Annotated in this window: 17 protein-coding genes and 2 tRNA genes; 2 read left to right on the forward strand and 17 right to left on the reverse strand. The window is 72.2% G+C overall.

The genetic code is table 11. From position 1 onward, the window contains the following. Positions 1 to 76 precede the first annotated feature (76 nt). Entirely contained in the window at positions 77 to 1,150 is a 1,074-nt protein-coding gene (locus P3T27_RS06645; RefSeq protein ID WP_280675228.1) for an adenosine deaminase, read from the forward strand. Here P3T27_RS06645 and P3T27_RS06650 read toward each other — a convergent pair. The 8 genes from P3T27_RS06650 to P3T27_RS06685 form a co-directional block, all read right to left on the reverse strand. Beyond that, positions 1,147 to 2,190 carry a UDP-N-acetylmuramate dehydrogenase gene (locus P3T27_RS06650; protein ID WP_280675230.1) on the reverse strand — a complete coding sequence of 348 codons (1,044 nt, stop codon included), beginning with the start codon at positions 2,188 to 2,190 and terminating at the stop codon, positions 1,147 to 1,149. The two genes, P3T27_RS06645 and P3T27_RS06650, sit on opposite strands and share 4 nt — an antisense overlap. A 68-nt stretch (positions 2,191 to 2,258) precedes the next feature. Beyond that, the gene (locus P3T27_RS06655) at positions 2,259 to 3,812 is read right to left on the reverse strand and encodes an MFS transporter (RefSeq protein WP_280675232.1); all 1,554 of its coding nucleotides are present in this window, start codon (positions 3,810 to 3,812) and stop codon (positions 2,259 to 2,261) included. Between the two features lie 96 nt (positions 3,813 to 3,908). Then, entirely contained in the window at positions 3,909 to 4,508 is a 600-nt protein-coding gene (locus P3T27_RS06660; protein WP_280675772.1) for a TetR/AcrR family transcriptional regulator, read from the reverse strand. 114 nt (positions 4,509 to 4,622) lie between these two features. Further along, positions 4,623 to 5,045, reverse strand: coding sequence for a MaoC family dehydratase (locus P3T27_RS06665; RefSeq protein ID WP_280675234.1), 423 nt, complete (start codon positions 5,043 to 5,045; stop codon positions 4,623 to 4,625). 5 nt (positions 5,046 to 5,050) lie between these two features. Beyond that, on the reverse strand, positions 5,051 to 5,509 hold the full coding sequence (locus tag P3T27_RS06670) for a MaoC family dehydratase N-terminal domain-containing protein (RefSeq protein ID WP_280675236.1): 459 nt from the start codon (positions 5,507 to 5,509) through the stop codon (positions 5,051 to 5,053). 157 nt (positions 5,510 to 5,666) lie between these two features. After that, a complete protein-coding gene (gene rpmG / locus P3T27_RS06675; RefSeq protein WP_006604855.1) occupies positions 5,667 to 5,831 on the reverse strand; it encodes a 50S ribosomal protein L33 in 165 nt (54 codons plus the stop codon). Between the two features lie 83 nt (positions 5,832 to 5,914). Continuing rightward, positions 5,915 to 5,987: transfer RNA gene (locus P3T27_RS06680), tRNA-Met, on the reverse strand. 43 nt (positions 5,988 to 6,030) lie between these two features. Then, positions 6,031 to 6,103, reverse strand: a tRNA-Thr gene (locus P3T27_RS06685). A 286-nt stretch (positions 6,104 to 6,389) separates the two neighbouring features. Here P3T27_RS06685 and P3T27_RS06690 point away from each other — a divergent pair. Beyond that, the gene (locus tag P3T27_RS06690; RefSeq protein WP_280675237.1) at positions 6,390 to 7,661 is read left to right on the forward strand and encodes a hydrolase; all 1,272 of its coding nucleotides are present in this window, start codon (positions 6,390 to 6,392) and stop codon (positions 7,659 to 7,661) included. A 256-nt stretch (positions 7,662 to 7,917) separates the two neighbouring features. Here the strand turns inward: P3T27_RS06690 and P3T27_RS06695 are convergent, their stop codons facing one another. From P3T27_RS06695 to P3T27_RS06735, 9 genes are all read right to left on the reverse strand, one after another. Next, on the reverse strand, positions 7,918 to 8,592 hold the full coding sequence (locus P3T27_RS06695; protein WP_280675239.1) for a response regulator: 675 nt from the start codon (positions 8,590 to 8,592) through the stop codon (positions 7,918 to 7,920). Beyond that, complete coding sequence (locus P3T27_RS06700) at positions 8,585 to 11,128, reverse strand: ATP-binding protein (RefSeq protein ID WP_280675241.1); 2,544 nt, start codon at positions 11,126 to 11,128, stop codon at positions 8,585 to 8,587. Before P3T27_RS06700 ends, P3T27_RS06695 begins: the two co-directional genes overlap by 8 nt. A 139-nt stretch (positions 11,129 to 11,267) precedes the next feature. Further along, a complete protein-coding gene (kdpC, locus tag P3T27_RS06705; RefSeq protein ID WP_280675244.1) occupies positions 11,268 to 11,897 on the reverse strand; it encodes a potassium-transporting ATPase subunit KdpC in 630 nt (209 codons plus the stop codon). Positions 11,898 to 11,911: 14 nt separating this feature from the next. Next, positions 11,912 to 14,026 (reverse strand): potassium-transporting ATPase subunit KdpB, encoded by a 2,115-nt coding sequence (kdpB, locus tag P3T27_RS06710; protein WP_280675246.1) that lies wholly within the window; start codon positions 14,024 to 14,026, stop codon positions 11,912 to 11,914. Further along, complete coding sequence (gene kdpA, locus P3T27_RS06715) at positions 14,026 to 15,690, reverse strand: potassium-transporting ATPase subunit KdpA (protein WP_280675248.1); 1,665 nt, start codon at positions 15,688 to 15,690, stop codon at positions 14,026 to 14,028. Before kdpA ends, kdpB begins: the two co-directional genes overlap by 1 nt. Position 15,691: 1 nt before the next feature. Continuing rightward, positions 15,692 to 15,781 carry a K(+)-transporting ATPase subunit F gene (gene kdpF, locus P3T27_RS06720; protein ID WP_037971201.1) on the reverse strand — a complete coding sequence of 30 codons (90 nt, stop codon included), beginning with the start codon at positions 15,779 to 15,781 and terminating at the stop codon, positions 15,692 to 15,694. Then, positions 15,778 to 15,921, reverse strand: coding sequence for a hypothetical protein (locus P3T27_RS06725; RefSeq protein WP_280675250.1), 144 nt, complete (start codon positions 15,919 to 15,921; stop codon positions 15,778 to 15,780). Before P3T27_RS06725 ends, kdpF begins: the two co-directional genes overlap by 4 nt. Positions 15,922 to 16,171: 250 nt before the next feature. Next, a complete protein-coding gene (locus P3T27_RS06730) occupies positions 16,172 to 18,169 on the reverse strand; it encodes an APC family permease (protein ID WP_280675774.1) in 1,998 nt (665 codons plus the stop codon). 323 nt (positions 18,170 to 18,492) lie between these two features. Continuing rightward, on the reverse strand, positions 18,493 to 20,325 hold the full coding sequence (locus P3T27_RS06735) for an APC family permease (protein WP_280675252.1): 1,833 nt from the start codon (positions 20,323 to 20,325) through the stop codon (positions 18,493 to 18,495). Between the last annotated feature and the right edge of the window lie 517 nt (positions 20,326 to 20,842).

Genomic DNA, 20,842 nt, shown 5'->3' on the forward strand with positions numbered 1-20,842 from the left:
CCGCCCTCTTCCACCCCTTCGGGGGACGGAAGGAGGGCGGTTCCCGTTTAGGGGCCCGATGCGGCAGTATCGGCGGATGGAACGCCTGTTGAATCCGCGAGACGTCAGGGACCTTCCGAAGGCCCACCTGCACCTGCACTTCACCGGCTCGATGCGCCCCGCCACCCTGCTGGAGCTGGCCGACAAGCACGGCGTCCGACTGCCGGAGGCGCTCAGCTCCGGCGAGCCGCCGAAACTGCGGGCCACCGACGAACGCGGCTGGTTCCGCTTCCAGCGCCTGTACGACACCGCACGCTCGGTGCTGCGGGAGGAGGAGGACATCCGCCGGCTGGTCCTGGAGACCGCGCAGGACGAGCGGCGGGACGGCTCCCGCTGGCTGGAGATCCAGGTCGACCCGACCTCGTACGCGCCCCGGCTGGGCGGGCTGATCCCCGCGCTGGAGCTGATCCTGGACGCGGTGGAGCACGCCGCCGAGGCCACCGGGGTGGGCATCCGGGTGCTGGTCGCGGCGAACCGGATGAAGTCCCCGATGGACGCCCGGACGCTGGCCCGGCTCGCCGTCCGGTACGCCGACCACGGCGTGGTCGGCTTCGGCCTCTCCAACGACGAGCGCCGCGGCCTCGCCCGGGACTTCGACCGGGCCTTCGAGATCGCCCGCAAGGGCGGGCTGCTGGCCGCCCCGCACGGCGGCGAGCTGGCCGGGCCCGAATCCGTCCGGGACTGCCTGGACGACCTGGGCGCCGGCCGGATCGGCCACGGCGTCCGCGCCGCCGAGGACCCCCGGCTGATGGCACGGCTGGCCGACCGCCAGATCACCTGCGAGGTCTGCCCGTCCTCGAACGTCTCGCTCGGCGTCTACGAGCGCCCCGAGGACGTGCCGCTGCGGCGGCTGTTCGACGCCGGTGTGCCGCTGGCGCTGGGCGCGGACGACCCGCTGCTGTTCGGCAGCCGGCTGGCCGCCCAGTACGACCTGGCCCGCGACGTCCTGGGCTTCAGCGATGCCGAACTCGCCGAGCTGGCACGGCAGTCCGTGCGCGGCTCGCGCGCACCGGAGGCCGTCCGAAAGGAACTACTGGCGGACGTCGACGCCTGGCTGGCGAACGGTGTGGCCGCCCAGGACGGGGCCGACCCCAGCGGGGGCCGACCCTAGAGCTTGACCCCGATCATCACCGGCTCGTTCACCAGCTCGACCCCGAAGGCCTCGCGGACGCCGTCCCGGATCTCCCGGGCCAGCGCCAGCAGGTCCTCGGCGGTGGCCGAGCCGCGGTTGGTGAGCGCCAGGGTGTGCTTGGTGGAGAGCGTCGCCGGGCCGTCGCCGTAGCCCTTGCCGAAGCCGGCCCGGTCGATCAGCCAGGCGGCCGAAGTCTTGGTGCAGCCCTCCGACGCCGGGTAGGCGGGGGCGTTCTCGGTGCCCGGGCGGGTCCGGAAGGACTCGTACTGCGCGGCGGTGAGCACCGGGTTGGTGAAGAAGGAGCCGGCCGACCAGGTGTCGTGGTCCGCCGGGTCCAGCACCATGCCCTTGCCGGAGCGCAGCCCCAGCACCGCGTCGTACGCCCGCTCCAGCGGCACCCGCTCGCCCTGCTCGACGCCGAAGTGCCGGGCCACCTCGGCGTACTTGACCGGGGTGGAGAGGCCGTCGTGGTCCGCCAGGGCGAACCGCGCCCGCAGCACCACGTAGCGGTCCGGTTCGGCCTTGAAGCGGCTGTGCCGGTAGGAGAACGCGCACTCGGCGTTGGTGAGCGTGACCACCGCGCCGGCCGTGCGGTCGTAGGCGACCACCTCGGTGATCGACCGGGCGACCTCCTGGCCGTAGGCGCCGACGTTCTGCACCGGTGTGGCGCCGGCCGAGCCGGGGATGCCGGCCAGGAACTCGACGCCCGCCAGGCCGTGCTCGCGCACCGTACGGGTGACCGCCTCCGACCAGACCTCGCCGGCCGCCAGCTCCAGCACGGTGCCGTCCAGGGCGAAGCCGGTGGTGGCGATCCGCAGCACGGTGCCGGGGAAGCCGGCGTCGCCGATCACCAGGTTGGAGCCGCCGCCGAGGACCAGCAGCGGCTCACCGGCCGTGTCGGCCTCGCGGACGGCGGCGATCACCTCGTCGTCGGTGTGGGCGGTCACCAGGCGGCGGGCCGGGCCGCCGAGCCGGAGCGTGGTCAGCGGGGCGAGGGGGGCGTCGTTTTCTACCAGCACGCCCACCAGCGTACGGGGGCGGGGCGGCGGGCCCGCCGGGCACCGGCGCGCCGCCCCCGACCCGCCGGTCAGACCTTCGACGCCTCGGCGGGGACCGGCTCCGCCGCAGGCTGCTCGGCGTCGGCGGCCGCTACGGCCTTGTCGGCCTTGTCGGCCGCAGCCTCCGTGGCGTCCACGGGCTCGGCCGCCGCGGGCCTCGCCTTGCGCGGGAGGAGCATCGCGCAGACGGCCGCGACCACGACCACCCCCGCGCCGACGTACAGCGCGGGCACCAGCCCGTCGACGAAGGACTGCTCGGACGTGTACCCGCCCTGCGCCGAGAACACCGCCGAGAGGACGGCCACCCCGAGCGCGCCGCCCACCTCGCGCAGCGCGTTGTTGGCGCCGGAGGCGATGCCCTGCTCCTCCGGCCGGACGCTGTCCATCACCAGGGCGGCGGTCGGGGCGAAGTACAGCGACATGCCGATGCCGCAGATCACCACGGCGGGGATCTCGGCGCCGTAGTCGTAGCCCGTGGTGCCGCCGGTGATCGCCGCGTACATCGCCAGGCCGGCGCCCTGCAGCAGGAGCCCGGTGACCACGATCGGGCGGCCACCGAACCGGTCGGCCAGGATGCCCGCGATCGGGGCGACGATCAGCGGCATCCCGGTCCACGGGAGCATCCGGATGCCGGCCTCCTGCGGGCTGTAGCCGCCCACGGTCTGCAGGTGCTGGCTGATCAGGAAGATCGAGCCGAACATGCCGAGGAACATCAGCAGGCCGGACGCGTTGACGGCGGAGAACGCCCGGCTGCGGAACAGCCGCATCGGCAGCATCGGGTGCTTGGCCCAGCGCTGCTCGTACAGCACGAAGGCGGTCAGCAGCGCGACACCGGCGATCAGCGAGCCCAGCACCAGCGGGCTGGTCCAGCCGTTCGGGTTGCCGCGGATCAGGCCGAGGACGACGCCGAACAGGCCCAGGCTGACCAGGACCGTGCCGGCCACGTCCAGGGCCGGGCTGGCGCCCCGGCTCTCGCGGAGCTTGAGGGCGGAGAGCGGTACCAGGACGAGGCCGACCGGGACGTTCACCCAGAAGATCCACTGCCAGGAGAAGTGCTCGGTGAGCGTCCCGCCGACCAGCGGCCCGGTGGCGACGGCGAGGCCGTTGACGCCCGCCCAGATGCCGAAGGCCAGTCCCCGCTTGGCCGCCGGCACCGCGGCGGTGAGCAGGGTGAGGGTGAGCGGCATCGACACCGCGGCGCCGGCGCCCTGGACGGCGCGGGCGGCGATCAGCGAGCCGATGTCCGGTGACAGGGCGGCCGCGGCGGAGCCGACGGTGAAGAGCGTGAGCCCGACCAGGAAGATCCGGCGGCGGCCGAAGCGGTCGCCGAGCGCGGCGCCGAACATCAGCAGGACGGCGAAGGCCAGGGTGTAGGCGCTGACCGTCCACTCCAGGTCGGACAGCCCGCCGCCGAGGTCCTCGCGGATGGACGGCAGCGCCGTGGTGACGACCAGGTTGTCCAGGCTGGCCATGAAACCCGCGACGCTGGTGATCACCAGCGTCCAGACGCCGGTCCGCCCCAGGCCTGGCGCCTCGGGCCGTTCCGCCGCTGGCCGTTCCGTTTTCTCCAGTTTCTCCGACATGACGTCCCCCAGTTCCCCTCTGGATAGTTATTGATCAATAACTTCTGTGGGCCGAAAAAGGGCCGCGCGGCCGCCGCCGCACAGCCTCTCCCCGGCCTAGGACTCGCCCTGCGGCTCGCCCCGCTCCCCGTCGTGCTCCCCGTCGCATTCCTCGCCCTGCGGCTCGTCCTGCGGCCCGAAACCGTCCCAGATCCGGTGGTCCCTGGGGTAGCCCAGCGCCACCAGCGTGTTGATCAGCATCCCGTACGCCATGAACGCGGTCGCGTCCTCGGTGTCGCCGCCCAGCCGGATCCTGATCCGGTCGAACAGTTCGAGCCAGCCCGCCCGGGCGGCCTCGCCGATCTCGTCCTCGTCCGCCGTTTCGCCGGCGAACACCGAGACGTAGAGCTGCATCTGCATCATGAGTTGCTCGCGGTCCCCGACCAGCCCCAGGTAGGCGCGGGACATCGCCACGCCGGCCGCCTCGCCGGTCAGCCCGGCCGAGGCCTCGTCGAAGACCTGCCAGGTCTCCTCGATGCAGCGGTCGGCGGCGGCCTTGAAGATGGCCTGCTTGCTGGGGAACAGCCGGAACAGGTACGGCTGCGAGACGCCCACCCGGCGGGCGATCGTCTCGGTGGAGGTCCCCCGGTAGCCGCTCCTGGCGAACTCGATCATGGCAGCACGGATGACGCTCTCGCGCCGCTCCTCCGCACTCATCCGCATGCTCGCCCTCGCCATGGGAGTCAAGTTAGTGGCCAATCACTATCTTCGCAAGGCCGACGGGCGCGGCGGGAAGCCCGCCGAACGGGCCCCGCCGCGGCCGGACGCGCCTCAGGCGAGCCGGACGACCGCCCTCGACATCCCGAGCACCTTCTGTCCGCCCGTGGTGGCCAGCAGGTCGACCTGCACCCTGCGGTCGTCCAGCAGCTTGGCGACCTTGGCCGAGACCTCGACCACCGCGCCGACACCGTCGTTCGGCACCGGGACCGGACGGGTGAAGCGGACGCCGTACTCGACCACCGCCGCCGGGTCGCCGACCCAGTCGGTGACCACCCGGATCGCCTGGGCCATGGTGAACATGCCGTGCGCGATGACGTCCGGCAGGCCGACCTCCAGCGCGAACTTCTCGTTCCAGTGGATCGGGTTGAAGTCGCCGGAGGCGCCCGCGTACCGCACCAGGGTGTCGCGGGTCACCGGGAAGGACTGCGCCGGCAGCTGGGTGCCGACCTCGACCTCGTCGTAGCTGATCGCCATCGTGCTCACTCCCCCGTCTCGTCGGCGGCCCGGGCCACCAGCGTCATGACCGACGTCACCACGTGCTCGCCGAGCGCGTCCGACACCTCACCACGCACGGTGAGCACGTCGTTGCCCGCCAGCGACTTGATGTTGTCGATGGTCACCGCGACCGTCAGCCGGTCGCCCGCCACCACCGGGCGGGAGTACGAGAACTTCTGGTCCCCGTGCACCACCCGGCTGTAGTCCAGGCCGAGCTCCGGATCCTCGACCACCTGGGCGGCCGCCCGGTAGGTGATCACGAACGGGAAGGTCGGCGGGGCGATCACATCGGGGTGGCCCAGCGCCTTCGCCGCCTCCGGGTCGGTGAACGCCGGATTGGCGTCCCCGATCGCGATCGCGAACTCGCGGATCTTCTCCCGGCCGACCTCGTACGGCTCGGTGGGCGGGTAGGTCCGCCCGATGAAGGAGGGGTCGAGTGCCATGGGGGCAGCTCCTCGGAAGCGCGGTGGATCCGGCGGCCGTTGCCGTCGGCGGGGTGCGCATGGGTGCATACGCGAAAAACTCCGGGCCGCACCCCCTGAGGGATGCGGCCCGGAGCTCAAGACCTGATTCACACAGGCCCGACGCCCTGCGAAAGGGTCAGCGGGTCTCGCGGTGCGCGGTGTGCGAGTTGCAGCGGGGGCAGTGCTTCTTCATCTCAAGACGGTCCGGGTCGTTACGCCGGTTCTTCTTGGTGATGTAGTTCCGCTCCTTGCACTCCACGCAGGCCAGCGTGATCTTCGGGCGGACATCGGTGGCAGCCACGGGAGTGCCTTCCTTGGACAACGAATAAGAACACGACAAGAGTAGCCGACCGGGAGTGCGATCTCCCGACCGACTACGCGGGGTAGCGGTGACCGGACTTGAACCGGTGACACAGCGATTATGAGCCGCTTGCTCTACCAACTGAGCTACACCGCCACGGTGATCCGCAGCACAGTGGCAACTGACTGCTTTTCACCAGAGCCCCCATGCGGAATCGAACCGCAGACCTTCTCCTTACCATGGAGACGCTCTACCGACTGAGCTATAGGGGCGAACGAGGAAGAGATTACACGTTCCGCGCCCAGAGGTGAAATCCGTATCCCGACGTGAAGACCGCAGGTCGGCGAGGTGCACGGACGAACGATCCGAGGCCCCGCGTTCGACCGGCCCCCGGCCGCGCGGCCCGACCCGATACGACTATTGCCCGCCTCCCGGCGCCCCGCCCCCGCGCGCCATAGGCTCGACCCTCGTTGATCAGGACGGCCCGGGAGATCAGGACGACCTGGGATCGGGACGGTCCGGCCGACCGGACGGGCCAGCGCGGGAAGGGAGCCGGCGATGGACAGCGCAGCCGCCGACGGGCCGCACTCGGGGCCCGGCCCGGCGGCCAACCCGCTCGGGCACGGACCGATCCTCCTGCTCACCGGCGCCCGGCTGGCCGACGGGCGGGTGGTGGACGTCCGGATCAGCGGCGACCGGATCCAGGCCGTCGGCACCGTCGGCAGCCTCGGCCCGCTGCCCGCCCTGCCCGGCGCGCCCACCGTCACCACCGGCGCCCGGATCGACCTCAAGGGCTACCTGCTGCTGCCGGCCCCCGCCGAGGCGCACGCCCACTACGACGCCGCCTTCTCCGCCGCGCTGCCCACCCCGCCGCCGGACACCCCCACCGACCTCACCCGCCGGGTCACCGAGGCCGCGCTCACCTCGCTCGGCTACGGCGCCACCGCCCAGCGCACCCACGTCCGGATCGGCGACGTACACGGGCTGCGCCGGCTGGAGGCGGTGCTCACCGCCCGGCAGGCGCTGCGCGGCCTGGCCGAGCTCCAGGCGGTGGCGATGCCCCGACTGCTCACCGGCCGGGCCGGCGCGGACGGCCGGGCGCAGCTGCGCGACGCGCTCAAGCTGGGCGCCACCGCGGCCGGCGGCTGCCCGGAGCTGGACCCCGATCCGGCCGGGTACGTCCAGGTGCTGCTGGAGGCCGCCCGGGAGGCGGACTGCCCGGTGGACCTGCACACCACGGCCGGCGATCCGGCCCAACTCGCGCGACTGGTCGGCGCCTTGGCCCCGCTGCGGCCGCGGGTGTCGCTCGGGCCGTGCGGGGCGCTGGCCCGGGGCGCGTCCACGGTGCTGGCGACCGGCGGGGTGCGGGTGGTCTGCCTGCCGCAGAACGGCGGCTGCACCGGCCTGGAGGGCCGCTCGGCGGGGATGCGACCGGGCCTGCTACGGGAGTTGACGGAGGCCCGGGTGCCGTTGGCGGCCGGCAGCGGCGCGCTGCGGGACCCGTCCAACCCGGTCGGCCGGGCGGACCCGCTGGAGTCGGCGTACCTGCTGGCGGCGGGTGGGGAGCTGGATGTGGCCGCGGCGTACGACGCGGTGGCGAACCAGGCCCGGGCGGCGCTCGGGCTGCCGCCGGTCCGGGTGGACGCCGGGTTCCCGGCGGAGCTGCTGGCGGTGCGCGGGGACAGCCTGGCCGGGGCGCTCGCGGGCGGGCACAGCCGGCTGGTGGTGCACAGCGGCCGGGTGGTCAGCCGGACCAGCGCGGTGCGGGAGTTCGCGGACACCGTGGTGCTGGCGCTGCCCCGGCAGTCCGGGAGCACCGGCGGGGGCTGACGGCTGCCGGGAGGAGTCGGCGGGGGGGAAGTTCAAGGGGCGCGCGACTGATGTCGCGCGCCCCTCCCCCACCTGCTGGCCGCCGTTGGACGGCGGCTGGAGCGGCCCCGGGCCTCCCCCACATTGGAGCCGGGCCCGCTCGGTCAGCACTGACGCTACGCCCACGGAGCACCGCCGCCGGTCGACCTTGACGCTCCCCTGTCGACCCTCGGCCCGCTCTTGACGGGGTGTTGACGCGGCTGCGGCCGACGCGGGCTCAGGGCTCGTACCGGTACCCGATCCCCGGCTCGGTGATCAGGTGCCGCGGGCGGGCCGGATCGCGCTCCAGCTTGCGGCGCAGCCCGGCCAGGTAGACCCGCAGGTAGTTGCCGCGCGCCTCCTGGGCCGGCCCCCACACCTCGCGCAGGATCTGCCGCCCGGGCACCAGCCGGCCGGGGTTGGCCACCAGCAGGGCGAGGATCCGCCACTCGGTCGGAGTGAGCCGCACCGCGCCCCGCGGGCCGGTCACCGTGGTGGCCGTCAGGTCGACGGTGTGGTCGCCGATCACCGGGCGACCCAGCGGGGCACCGCCTGACGGTCGGCGCAGTACGGCGCGCAGCCGGGCCAGCAGCTCGTCCATCAGGAACGGCTTGGTGAGGTAGTCGTCGGCGCCCGCGTCGAGGGCGTCCACCTTGTCGGCGGCGCCGGAGCGGCCGGAGAGCACGATGATCGGCATCGCGCTGCGGGTGCGCAGGCCGCGCAGCACGTCCATGCCGTCGAGGTCCGGCAGGCCGAGGTCGAGCAGCACGGCGTCCGGGACGGAGTGCGCGGCGCGGTCCAGCGCCTCACCGCCGCTGGCGGCCGTCCGGACGGCGTACTGCCGGGCGCTGAGGTTGATCCGCAGCGTGCGCAGCAGGGCGGGTTCGTCGTCGACAATCAGGATTTCACTCATGCACGGGGTCCTCCCGAGTGGCGGCGGGCAGGGTGAGCAACATGGTGGTGCCGCCCCCGGGGGTGTCCTCGACCTCAAGGCTGCCGCCCATGGCCTCGGCCAGGCCGCGGGAGAGCGCGAGGCCGAGGCCGACTCCGCTGGTGTTGTCGGTGTCGCCGAGGCGCTGGAAGGGCAGGAAGACCCGGTCGCGCTCCTCGGGGGCGATGCCGGGGCCGCGGTCGATCACCCGGATCTCGACCTGGTCGGCGTGGTGGCTGGCGGTCACCAGGACGGGTGCGCCGGGGGCGTTGTGGCGCAGCGCGTTGGTGATCACGTTGGCGAGCACCCGCTCCAGCAGCGGCGGGTCGGCGAGCACCGGCGGCGCGGTGTCCAGGTCGAGCGGCTGGACCGGCGCGTACGGGTCGGGGAGGCTGTCGAGGGCCCGGGGCAGGATCTCGTCGAGGTGGGTCTCGGTGAGGTGCAGGGTGAGCGCGCCGGCCTGGAGGCGGCTCATGTCGAGCAGGTTGTCGACCAGGCGGGTGAGTTTGACCAGCGACTCGTCGGCGGTGGCGAGGAGTTCGGCCTGGTCCTCGGGCGAGAACTCGACGTCGGGGCTGCGCAGCGAGCCGACCGAGGCGAGCGCGGCGGCGAGCGGGGTGCGCAGGTCGTGGCTGACGGCGGCGAGCAGGGCGGTGCGCATCCGGTCGGCGGCCTTGATCGGCTCGACCTCGGCGGCGACCATGGCGAGCCGGTCGCGTTCCAGCGCGACGGCCACGTGCGCGGCGAAGGCGGTGAGCACGCGCTGGTCGGCGGCCGGCAGCCGGCGGCCGGTGAGGACCAGGACGGCGTCCGCGCCGACCGGGACCTCGGTGGTCTCGCTCTGCCCGTCGGCGTCCTCCTGGTGCTCGGTCTCGGAGTGGGCGAGCACCTCGCCGTCGACCCGGGAGAGCAGGGCGACGGCCTGCATGCCGAAGGCCGTCCGGGACTTCTCCATCAGGGCGGACAGGGCGTCGGCGCCGCGCAGCACGCTGCCGGCCAGGGTGGAGAGGGTCTCGGCCTCGGCGGTGGCGCGGGCGGCGCGGGTGGTGAGCCGGCTGGCGTGGTCGACCACGGTGGAGACGGCGAGCGCGACGGCGGCGAAGACGACCAGGGCGACGATGTTGTTGGTCTCGCCGATGGTCAGGGTGTGGATCGGCGGGATGAAGTAGTAGTTGAGCAGCAGCGAGGCGGCGACCGAGGCCAGCAGGGCGGAGGTGGCGCCGCCGAGCAGGGCGACGATGACCACGCCGAGCTGGAAGATCAGTGCGTCGGTGGTGAGGTTGATGCTCTCGTGCGCCTGGGAGAGGATCGCGGTCAGCAGCCAGGGCACCACGAGGCCGGCGACGTAGCCGGCGATGGTGCGGCGCCGGGAGTGGCGGCGGCCGAGCGAGGGCAGCCGGCCGCGGCCGGTGAACTCGTGGGTGACCATGTGGACGTCGATGTCCTCGGAGGCGTCCACGGTGGTCTCGCCGATGCCGGGGCCGGTGAGGAAGCGGTTGATCCGGCCGCGACGGCTGGTGCCGAGCACCAGCTGGGTGGCGTCGTGGGCGCGGGCGAAGGCGAGCAGCGAGGTGGGGATGTCGTCGCCGACCACGACGTGGTAGCTGCCCCCGAGGGTCTCCACCAGCTGCCGCTGCTGGGCGAGCGCACCGGAGGAGGCGCCGGCCAGGCCGTCGCTGCGGGTGACGTGGACGGCCAGCAGGTCGCCGCCGGCGGTGCGGTCGGCGATCCGGGCGGCGCGGCGGATCAGGGTCTCGCCCTCGGGGCCGCCGGTGAGGGCGACCACGACGCGTTCGCGGGTCTCCCAGACCCGGTCGATGTTGTGGCTGGCCCGGTAGTCGCGCAGGCCCTCGTCGACCCGCCCGGCCACCCAGAGCAGGGCGAGTTCGCGCAGGGCGGTGAGGTTGCCGACCCGGAAGTAGTTGGAGAGCGCGGCGTCCACCTTCTCCGCCCTGTAGACGTTGCCGTGGGCCATCCGGCGGCGCAGCGCCTGCGGGGCCATGTCGACGAGTTCGATCTGGTCGGCCCGGCGCACCACCTCGTCCGGGACGGTCTCGCGCTGCGGGATGCCGGTGATCTTCTGGACGACGTCGTTCAGCGATTCCAGGTGCTGGATGTTGACGGTGGTGATGACGTCGATCCCGGCGGCCAGCAGTTCGTCGACGTCCTGCCAGCGCTTGGCGTGGCGGCCGCCGGGGATGTTGGTGTGCGCCAGTTCGTCGACCAGCACGACGGCCGGTCGGCGGGCGAGCACGGCGTCGAGGTCCATCTCGTCGAACTCGGCGTCCCGGTAGGAGCGCTGGACGCGCGGCAGGACCTCCAGGCCGTCCAGCATGCCCTCGGTGTGGCGGCGGCCGTGGCACTCGATGTACCCGACCACGACGTCGGCCCCGCGCTCCTGTCTGCGCCGGGCCTCGTCCAGCATCCGGTAGGTCTTGCCGACCCCCGGGGCGGAACCGAGGTACACCCTCAGCCGGCCGCCGCGGATGCCGGTGCCGGGGGTGAGGTCGCGGGCCATGGGCACTGCTCTTTCGTTCCTGCGAGGGCGGCCGACAGGCGTCCTCGTGCCGGGGTCGGGACGTACGGCGGCCGACCCGGGCGCGGGGATGGTGCCCCGGCCCGGGTCGGCCCGTTTCACGGATCCAGCCGTTGGCCTGTCACTTCTGTTCCGCGAGTGCCCGGTTGAGCAGGACGACGTTGACGCCCTCCTGGCCGAGGAAGCCGAGCGAGCGGCCTTCGGTGTACGTGCCGACCAGCTGGTTCAGCGTGTCGGCCGACAGGTTCCGGGCCTTGGCGACCCGGTTCACCTGCTCCTTGGCGTAGGCGACCGAGATGTGCGGGTCGAGGCTGGAGCCGGAGGCGGTCAGTGCGTCGGCCGGGACGCTCGCCGGGTCGACGCCGTCGAACTCGGCGACCGCGGCGCGGCGGTCGTTGACGGCCTTGAGCAGGTCGTCGCTGTTCGGGCCGAGGTTGGAGGCGCCCGAGTTGTCGCCGGCGTAGTTGTTGGCGGAGGGCCGGGGCTGGAACCACTTCGGGTCCGGCTGGGCCTCCTCCTTCGCGTCGTCGGGGTTCTTCTTGGGGAGGTTGTAGTTCTGGCCGAGCAGGCTGGAACCGACCTCCTTGCCGTCGGACTTCACGATCGAGCCGTTGGCCTTCTCGCTGAAGGCGACCTGGCTGATCCCGGTGACCAGCAGCGGGTAGGCGATCCCGAGGATCACCGTGAGCACCAGCAGCACCCGCAGTGCGGTGAAGTGGGTGCGGACGGTCGTCGGCAGGGGCTTGGGCATCGGATTCTCCTCTCTCAGCTCAGGCCGGGGATGAACTGGACGATCAGGTCGATCAGCTTGATGCCGACGAACGGCACCACCAGACCGCCGAAGCCGTAGACCCCGATGTTGCGGCGCAGCAGGGAGCTGGCGTCGGACGGGCGGTAGCGCACGCCGCGCAGGGCGAGCGGGATCAGGCCGACGATGACCAGGGCGTTGAAGATGATCGCCGAGGTGATCGCGGACTGCGGGCTGTGCAGGCCCATGATGTTGAGGTGGCTCAGGCCCGGGTAGACCCCGGCGAACATCGCGGGGATGATCGCGAAGTACTTGGCCACGTCGTTGGCGATCGAGAAGGTGGTCAGCGCGCCACGGGTGATCAGCAGCTGCTTGCCGATCTCGACGATCTCGATCAGCTTGGTCGGGTTGGAGTCCAGGTCGACCATGTTGCCGGCCTCCTTGGCCGCCATGGTCCCGGTGTTCATGGCCACGCCGACGTCGGCCTGGGCGAGCGCGGGGGCGTCGTTGGTGCCGTCGCCGGTCATCGCGACCAGCTTGCCGCCCTCCTGCTCCTTCTTGATCAGGGCCATCTTGTCCTCGGGGGTGGCCTCGGCGAGGAAGTCGTCCACGCCCGCCTCCTCCGCGATCGCCTTGGCGGTCAGCGGGTTGTCACCCGTGATCATGATGGTCTTGATGCCCATCCGGCGGAGCTCGTCGAAGCGCTCCCGCATGCCCTCCTTGACCACGTCCTTGAGGTGGATCACCCCGAGGACGCGGGCCGGCTCGGCGCCGACCTTGGTGGCCACCACCAGCGGGGTGCCGCCGGCCGCGGAGATCCCGTCGACCAGGGCGGAGACCTCGTTGCCGACCGAACCGCCGTTCTCGGTCACCCAGTTGGTGACCGCGCCGGCCGCGCCCTTGCGGACCTGGTGGACCGCCTCGGCCTCGTCCAGGTCGACGCCGGACATCCGGGTCTGGGCGGTGAACGGGACCCACGTGGCGTGCGTCAACTCGCCCTGGGCGCGGGCCCGCAGGCCGTACTCGGTCTTGGCGAGGACCACGATCGAGCGGCCCTCCGGGGTCTCGTCCGCGAGGGACGACAGCTGTGCGGCGCTGGCCAGTTCCTCGGTGGACACGTCCGGGGCGGGCAGGAACTCGGCGGCCTGGCGGTTGCCCAGGGTGATGGTGCCGGTCTTGTCCAGCAGCAGGGTGTTGACGTCGCCGGCCGCCTCGACGGCGCGGCCGGACATCGCCAGCACGTTGCGCTGCACCAGCCGGTCCATGCCGGCGATGCCGATCGCGGAGAGCAGCGCGCCGATGGTGGTCGGGATGAGCGCCACGATCAGGGCGACCAGGACGATCATCGACTGCGGGGCGCCCGCGTAGGTGGCCATCGGCTGCAGGGTCACCACGGCGACCAGGAAGACGATGGTCAGCGAGGCGAGCAGGATGTTCAGCGCGATCTCGTTCGGCGTCTTCTGCCGGGCGGCGCCCTCGACCAGGGCGATCATCCGGTCGATGAAGGACTTGCCGGGCTCCGAGGCGATCTTCACCACGATCCGGTCGGACAGCACCTTGGTGCCGCCGGTGACCGCGGAACGGTCGCCGCCGGACTCGCGGATGACCGGCGCGGACTCGCCGGTGATCGCCGACTCGTCGACGCTCGCGACGCCCTCGACGACGTCGCCGTCGCCGGGGATGATCTGCCCGGCCTCGACCACCACGTGGTCGCCGAGCCGCAGCGCGGTGCCCGGGACCTCCTCCTCGGCCTGCGTGGCGGGCCAGTTGGTGAGCCGGCGGGCGACGCTCTCGGTCTTGGTCTTGCGCAGGGTGTCGGCCTGGGCCTTGCCGCGGCCCTCGGCGACGGCCTCGGCCAGGTTGGCGAAGATCGTGGTGAGCCAGAGCCAGACGGTGATGGCCCAGGCGAACACGGACGGGCTGGCGATCGCGGAGACGGTGGTGACCACCGAACCGACCTCGACCACGAACATCACCGGGTTCTTGACCATCACCCGGGGGTCGAGCTTCTTCACCGCGTCCGGCAGGGACGCGACGATCAGCTTCGGGTCGAGGAGACCGCTGGCCACTCTGTGCGGCGCGGCGGGCTCGGCCTTGTCGGCCGGTGCGGGGTTGAGCGTAGGGGTGGACATCAGGAGGAGAGACCTTCCGCGATCGGCCCGAGAGCCAGGGCCGGGAAGTAGGTGAGGCCGACGACGATCAGGATGACGCCCGACAGCAGGCCCACGAACAGCGGCTTGTGGGTGGGCAGGGTGCCCGGGGTGGCCGGGACCGGCTGCTGCTGGGCGAGCGAACCGGACAGCGCCAGGACGAAGACGATCGGCAGGAGGCGACCGAAGATCATCGCCAGGCCGAGCGCGGTGTCGTACCAGTCGGTGTTGACGGTGATGCCGCCGAAGGCCGAGCCGTTGTTGTTCGCGGCCGAGGTGAAGGCGTACAGCACCTCGGAGAAGCCGTGGGCGCCGGAGTTGAGCATCCCGGCCCGCTCCCCCGGCAGGGCCATCGCCACGCCCGTGCCGACCAGGACGATCGTCGGCGTGGTGAGGATGTACAGCGAGGCGAACTTCATCTCCCGGCCGCCGAGCTTCTTGCCCAGGTACTCGGGGGTGCGGCCGACCATCAGACCGGCGACGAACACCGCGACGATCGCCAGCACGAGCATGCCGTACAGACCGGAGCCGGTACCGCCGGGCGCGATCTCACCCAGCATCATGTTGAAGACCGTCAGCCCGCCGCCGAACGGCGTGTACGAGTCGTGGAAGGAGTTCACCGCGCCGGTCGAGGTCAGCGTCGTCGACGCCGCGAACAGGCCGGAGGCGGCGATGCCGAAGCGCTGCTCCTTGCCCTCCATCGCGGCGCCCGCGGCCTGCAGGGCGGTGCCCTGGTGCTGCGACTCCGCGAAGGTGATCAGGGCGGTCGAGGCGATCCAGAAGAGGCCCATCACGGCGACGATCGCGTAGCCCTGGCGGTTGTCGCCGACCATCCGGCCGAAGGTCCGCGGCAGCGCGAACGGGATCACCAGCAGCAGGAAGATCTCGACCAGGTTGGAGAAGCCGGTCGGGTTCTCGAACGGGTGCGCGGAGTTGGCGTTGAAGAAGCCGCCGCCGTTGGTGCCGAGCAGCTTGATGACCTCCTGGGAGGCCACCGGGCCGCCCGGGATCTTCTGCACCTCGCCGCTGAGCGTGGCCACCTCGTGGAAGCCGTGGAAGTTCTGGATCACGCCGGAGGCGGCCAGGACCAGGGCGAAGACGATCGAGATCGGCAGCAGCAGACGGAGGTTGATCCGGACGAGGTCCACCCAGAAGTTGCCGACCCGGTCCGTCCGGTTGCGGGTGAAGCCCCGGATCAGCGCGGCGACGACGGCGATGCCGACGGCCGCGGAGACGAAGTTCTGCACCGCCAGGCCCGCCATCTGCGCCAGGTGACCCATCGCGGACTCACCGGCGTAGGACTGCCAGTTGGTGTTGGCGACGAACGAGATCGCGGTGTTCCAGGCCTGGTGGCCCTCCATCTGCGGAACGCCCAGGTTCAGCAGCAGGTAGCCCTGGAGGCGGATCAGGCCGTAGAGGAAGAGGACCGAGACGGCCGAGAAGGCCAGCACCGAGCGGAGGTACACCGGCCAGCGCTGATCGGCGTCGCCGTCGACGCCGATCACCTTGTAGATGCCGCGCTCGACTCTGAGGTGCTTGGTGGTGGTGAGGAGCTTGGCGATGTAGTCGCCAAGGGGGCGGTAGCACAGGGCCAGGGCCCCGACCAGGGCCAGGGCCTGCAGCCAGCCCGCGAGAGTGGATCCCATGTCAGAACTTCTCCGGGAAGATCAGCGCCACGACGAGATAGCCGACGAGCGCGACGGCCACGATCAGACCTGCGATGTTCTCCGCGCTCACAGCTTCTCCACCCCCCGCGCGATCAGGGCGATGACGGCGAACACGGCGACCGTGACACCGACGTAGATGAGATCGGACATGGGCTCCACCAGCGTGCTTCGGGAGATTGCCGCGAACGGGCCGGAGGCTTCGCGCGGCACCGGCGGACGACCGGCAGATGCAGCAAAGCAGCCGTCAGAGGCGCGTTATGGCTCCCTGACGCCCTCCATACGGGTGACAGCGGGACGTTGACGCGACCTTGACGCACGCTTCACCGGGCCGAGACCGTCGTGATCGGGCCGAGATATCGCGGGGGTCGGGACGGCACGGGGAGGGGCCCGGGGACGCCGGAGGCCCCGGACGGCGGTCCGCCGTTCGGGGCCTTCGTTCGTGCGTGGGGTGGGGACGCCGTCAGACGCTCTCCGGCGCCGGGAGCTTCTCGTACCCGCCCTTCGGGGCCGGCTCACCACGGCGCACCGCGCCCGGCGCCCGGCGCGACGGGCCGCCCGCCCGCCCGGAGGAGGTCAGCTGCCACGGCACGCTGATCACCATCACGCCCGCCGTGAACAGCAGCCGGCTCTTCAGCCACAGCGCCGACTGGTTGTGCAGCAGGTGCTCCCACCAGTGGCCGACCACGTACTCCGGGATGAACACCGCGACCGCCTCGCGGGGGCTGTCGCGGCGGTGCTCCCGCACGTACGCCAGCACCGGCTTGGTGATCTCCCGGTACGGCGAGTCCAGCACCTTCAGCGGCACCCGGACGCCGGCCTCCGTCCACTGCCGTTCCAGCTCGCCGGTGGCCTCCGGCTCCACCGCCACGGTCAGCGCCTCCAGCGAGTCCGGCCGGAACGCCTCCGCGTAGCCGAGCGCCCGCAGCGTCGGCTTGTGCAGCTTGGACACCAGCACGATCCCGTGCACCCGGGCCGGCCGCACCGACTCGGCCTCCGGGTCGTCCACCGCCAGCTCGGCGGCGACGCCGTCGTAGTGCCGGCGGATGCCGCGCATCATCAGCCACAGCACCAGCGCGGCGACCACGGCCAGCCAGGCGCCCTGGGTGAACTTGGTGAGCAGCACGATCACCAGCACCAGCGCGGTGACCACCGCACCGAAGGCGTTGATCACCCGGGAGCGCTGCGCCGAGCGGCGCACGACCGGGTCGGTCTCGGTGGCCAGCGCCCGGTTCCAGTGCCGGACCATGCCGATCTGGGACAGCGTGAAGGAGGTGAAGACGCCCAGGATGTACAGGTGGATCAGGCTGGTGACGTTCGCGTCGTACAGCCAGAGCAGCCCGCCGGCCACCACGGCGAGCGCGATGATGCCGTTGGAGAAGGCCAGCCGGTCGCCGCGGGTGTGCATCTGCCGGGGCAGGTAGCGGTGCTCGGCCAGGATCGAGGCCAGCAGCGGGAAGCCGTTGAAGGCGGTGTTGGCGGCCAGGATCAGCACCAGCGCGGTGACCGCCTGGATCGCGTAGAACAGCACGCTGTGGTCGCCGCCGAAGATCGCCGCGGCGAGCTGGGCGATCACGGTCTGCTGGGGCGTGCTCGCGCAGTCGCCGGGGAAGCCGGTCAGCCGGCAGGCGTCGCCCTCGGTGATGTGCACCTTGGCGATCAGCGCGAGGGCGGTGATGCCGACGAACATCACCACGGCCGTGGTGCCCATCACGGCCATGGTGCGCGCGGCGTTGCGCGCCTTCGGTGCCCGGAAGGCCGGGACGCCGTTGGAGATCGCCTCCACCCCGGTCAGCGCCGTACAGCCGGAGGCGAACGCCCGCAGGCCCAGCATCAGCAGGCCGAGCCCGGCCACGGTGTCCTTGCCGTCCTCCGGGAGGATCCCGTACGAGGCGCTGGACGCCACCGGCGCGTCGCCGAGCGCGACCCGGACCAGCCCGGTGACCACCATCAGCAGGATGCCGCCGATGAACAGGTACGTCGGCGCGGCGAAGGCCTTGCCGGACTCCCGGACGCCGCGCAGGTTCATCGCCATCAGCAGCAGCACGAAGCCGACGGCCAGCTCGACCCGGTGGTCGGCCAGCGAGGGCAGCGCCGAGATGATGTTGTCCACGCCGGAGGCCACCGACACCGCGACCGTCATCACGTAGTCCACCAGCAGCGAGGCGGCCACCACCAGGCCGGAGTTGGCCCCGAGGTTGCGGGACACCACCTCGTACGAGCCGCCGCCGCTCGGGTAGGCGTGCACCACCTGGCGGTAGGACATCACCACGACCGCCATCAGCGCGACGACTCCGGCCGCCACCCACGGGGTCAGGTACAGGAAGGCGGCGCCACCGACGGTGAGCACCAGCAGGATCTCCTGGGTCGCGTAGGCGACCGAGGAGAGCGGGTCGGAGGCGAAGATCGGCAGCGCCAGCCGCTTGGGCAGCAGCGTCTCGCCGAGCTCCTCGCTGCGCATGGCCCGGCCGATCACGAGGCGCTTGAGCGCCTGGGGAGCGTTGAACACGTTGGCGAGCGTAAGTTCGGTCGGGCACGACGGAATCCGTTGCGACGCCGGCCCGGCACGTCCCGCCGTTGAAGGCTTCCCGCAGGTCAGAGCCACTGCGGGCGGGTACGTGCCGGGCGTATCGAGGGCGTTAAGGGCACCCCGTTAAGACCGCGTCAAGATATGAGGTTGTTATCGGATCCCGGCCGGCCGCGCCGGCCTTCGCCCCTGGTCGCTGGGGCGCCGGGGCGCTCGGGCGGCACCCGGGCTATGAGACGCAGGGGCGCCGCCCGCGGTCACATCCGCATCCGCAGCCGGCAGACCACCGCGTCGGTGTGCCGGCGCAGGGCGCGGTCGATCACGGCGCCGCGCCGGTTCTGCAGCGCCCGCTGCCACCAGCGGGACGGCTCCACCTCGGGGATCAGCACGGTCAGCCGGTCGTAGGCGCGCTCCTCGCCGAGCCGGTTCACGAAGGCGGCGATCGGCTGGCCCAGCCGGCGGTGGTCCTCCGGGATCTCCACCAGCGGCACGCCCGGCTGCCACAGCTCCCAGTCCCGGCGCAGCGCCTCCGCCTCGGACTGCTCGTGCACCACCGTCACCGCCAGCACCTCGTCGCCGAGCGACAGCGCCGCGGACAGGCCGTCCTTGGTGAGCCGGGTGATCGCGGTCACCGGCACGACGACCAGGCTGCGCTGGCGGGTCACCGCACCGGGCACCCGGCCCAGCTCCAGCCGCTCGCCGATCCGCGCGTAGCTGCGGTGCACCGCCTCGAACAGCACCACCAGCAGCGGCAGCGCCACCACGATGCCCCAGGCGCCCTCGGTGAACTTGGTGCCGGTGACCACCACCGTCGCGACGCCGGTGAGCAGCGCGCCGAACCCGTTCAGCGCGGCCTTCCCGTGCCAGCCGTCCGGCCGGTGCACGTACCAGTGCCGGACCATGCCGACCTGGCAGATCGTGAAGCCGACGAACACGCCGATCGAGAACAGCGGCACCAGGCTGTTCACGTCCCCGCCCGAGCCGACCAGCAGCGCCGCCGACACCAGGGCGAGGAACAGCACGCCGTGCCGGTGCACCTGGCGGTCGGCCCGCAGCGCGAACACGTGCGGCAGGTGGTTGTCCCGGGCGAGCAGGTGCAGCAGCACCGGCAGCCCGCCGAAGGAGGTGTTCGCGGCCAGCCCGAGCAGCACCACGGTGGCGAACTGAACGACGTAGAAGCCCGCGCCGTGGCCGAGCGAGGCGTCGGCGAGCTGGGCGAGCACCGTGACGCCCTCCACCGGCTGGAGGTGGAAGCGGCCGATCAGCACGGCCAGACCGATCAGCATCACGCCGAGCAGGGCGCCGAGCGCCACCTCGGTGTGCTGCGCCCGCTTCACCCGCGGGGTCCGGAACGACGGGACGGCGTTGGCCACCGCCTCCACCCCGGTCAGTGCCGAACACCCGGCCGCGAACGCCTTGAGCAGCAGCAGTGCGCCGACGGTCGTGGCGTTCTCCGCCAGCGCCGAGGCGTGGCCGGCGGCGGCCTCGGTGCTCGCCGGGGCGTCCCGGAACAGGCCGACCACGATGATCGCCAGGATCGACAGCACGAAGACGGCCGTCGGCGCCATGAACCAGCGCGCCGACTCGGCGATGCCGCGCATGTTCACCGCCGTCACCAGGGCCAGCACCCCCAGGCACAGCCAGACCCGGTCGCCATACAGGCTCGGCACCGCCGAGGTCAGCGCCGCCACCCCGGCGGTCACCGAGACCGCCACGTTCAGGATGTAGTCGATCACCAGCGAGGCTGCCGCGGTCAGCGCCGTCCGCCGGCCCAGGTGCTCCTTCGCCACCGCGTACGAGCCACCGCCGTCCGGGAACGCCGCGATCACCTGCCGGTAGGACGCCACCAGTACCGCCAGCAGCACCGCGATCGCCACCGTCACCGGCAGCGTGAAGCCCAGCCCGTACGCGCCGGCCGCGGCCAGCACCAGCACGATCGACTCCGGCCCGTACGCGACCGAGGCCATCGCGTCCAAGGACAGCGCCGCCAGACCGCCCAGCGCACTCAGCCGGTACCGCTCGTCGCCCGCGCCGGTATTCGGCGGCTCGGGTTCGGCCGTGACGGCCGGGGTGGTGATGGCGCTGGACATCGGACGGAACCTCCGCGATCGGCTGGTCCTCCGATCCTGCGGGCCGAACCCCGGCCGCGCCCCCGGCCCCTACGCGTTCCTGACGCCGCCCCAGGCACCATTGACGTGCCCTTGACGCACCGCGGGAGAGCCGTGGCGGGGGTGGGTGGGCCGCTGTCCCGGCGGGCGCCGGTTGGGAAGACGACCAGCTCTTGCGAAGAACCCCCCGGCGCACGCCACCGCACACCCGGGACACCACTCACAATCACGCTGAACGGCCCCACCCACCCCGGCCCCCACTCTGCTGCCTGCTGCCCGTAATTGCAAGCAATGCGCAATAAGTCCACCCACTGGTGGCGCGGGGGAAGGCACCGCAGCGGAGCGGCGAAAGGCCGGGAAAAACGACAACAGCCCCTGATCCGTGTCTCCACAGATCAGGGGCTGTTCTCTATCCGGTGGCTGGTGCAGGGTTCGAACCTGCGTAGCTTGCGCGACAGATTTACAGGCCGCTGACCAGGCACGTTCTGACCTGCGGACT

This window comes from Kitasatospora sp. MAA19 (assembly GCF_029894125.1).
In the GTDB taxonomy this organism is placed as follows: domain Bacteria; phylum Actinomycetota; class Actinomycetes; order Streptomycetales; family Streptomycetaceae; genus Kitasatospora.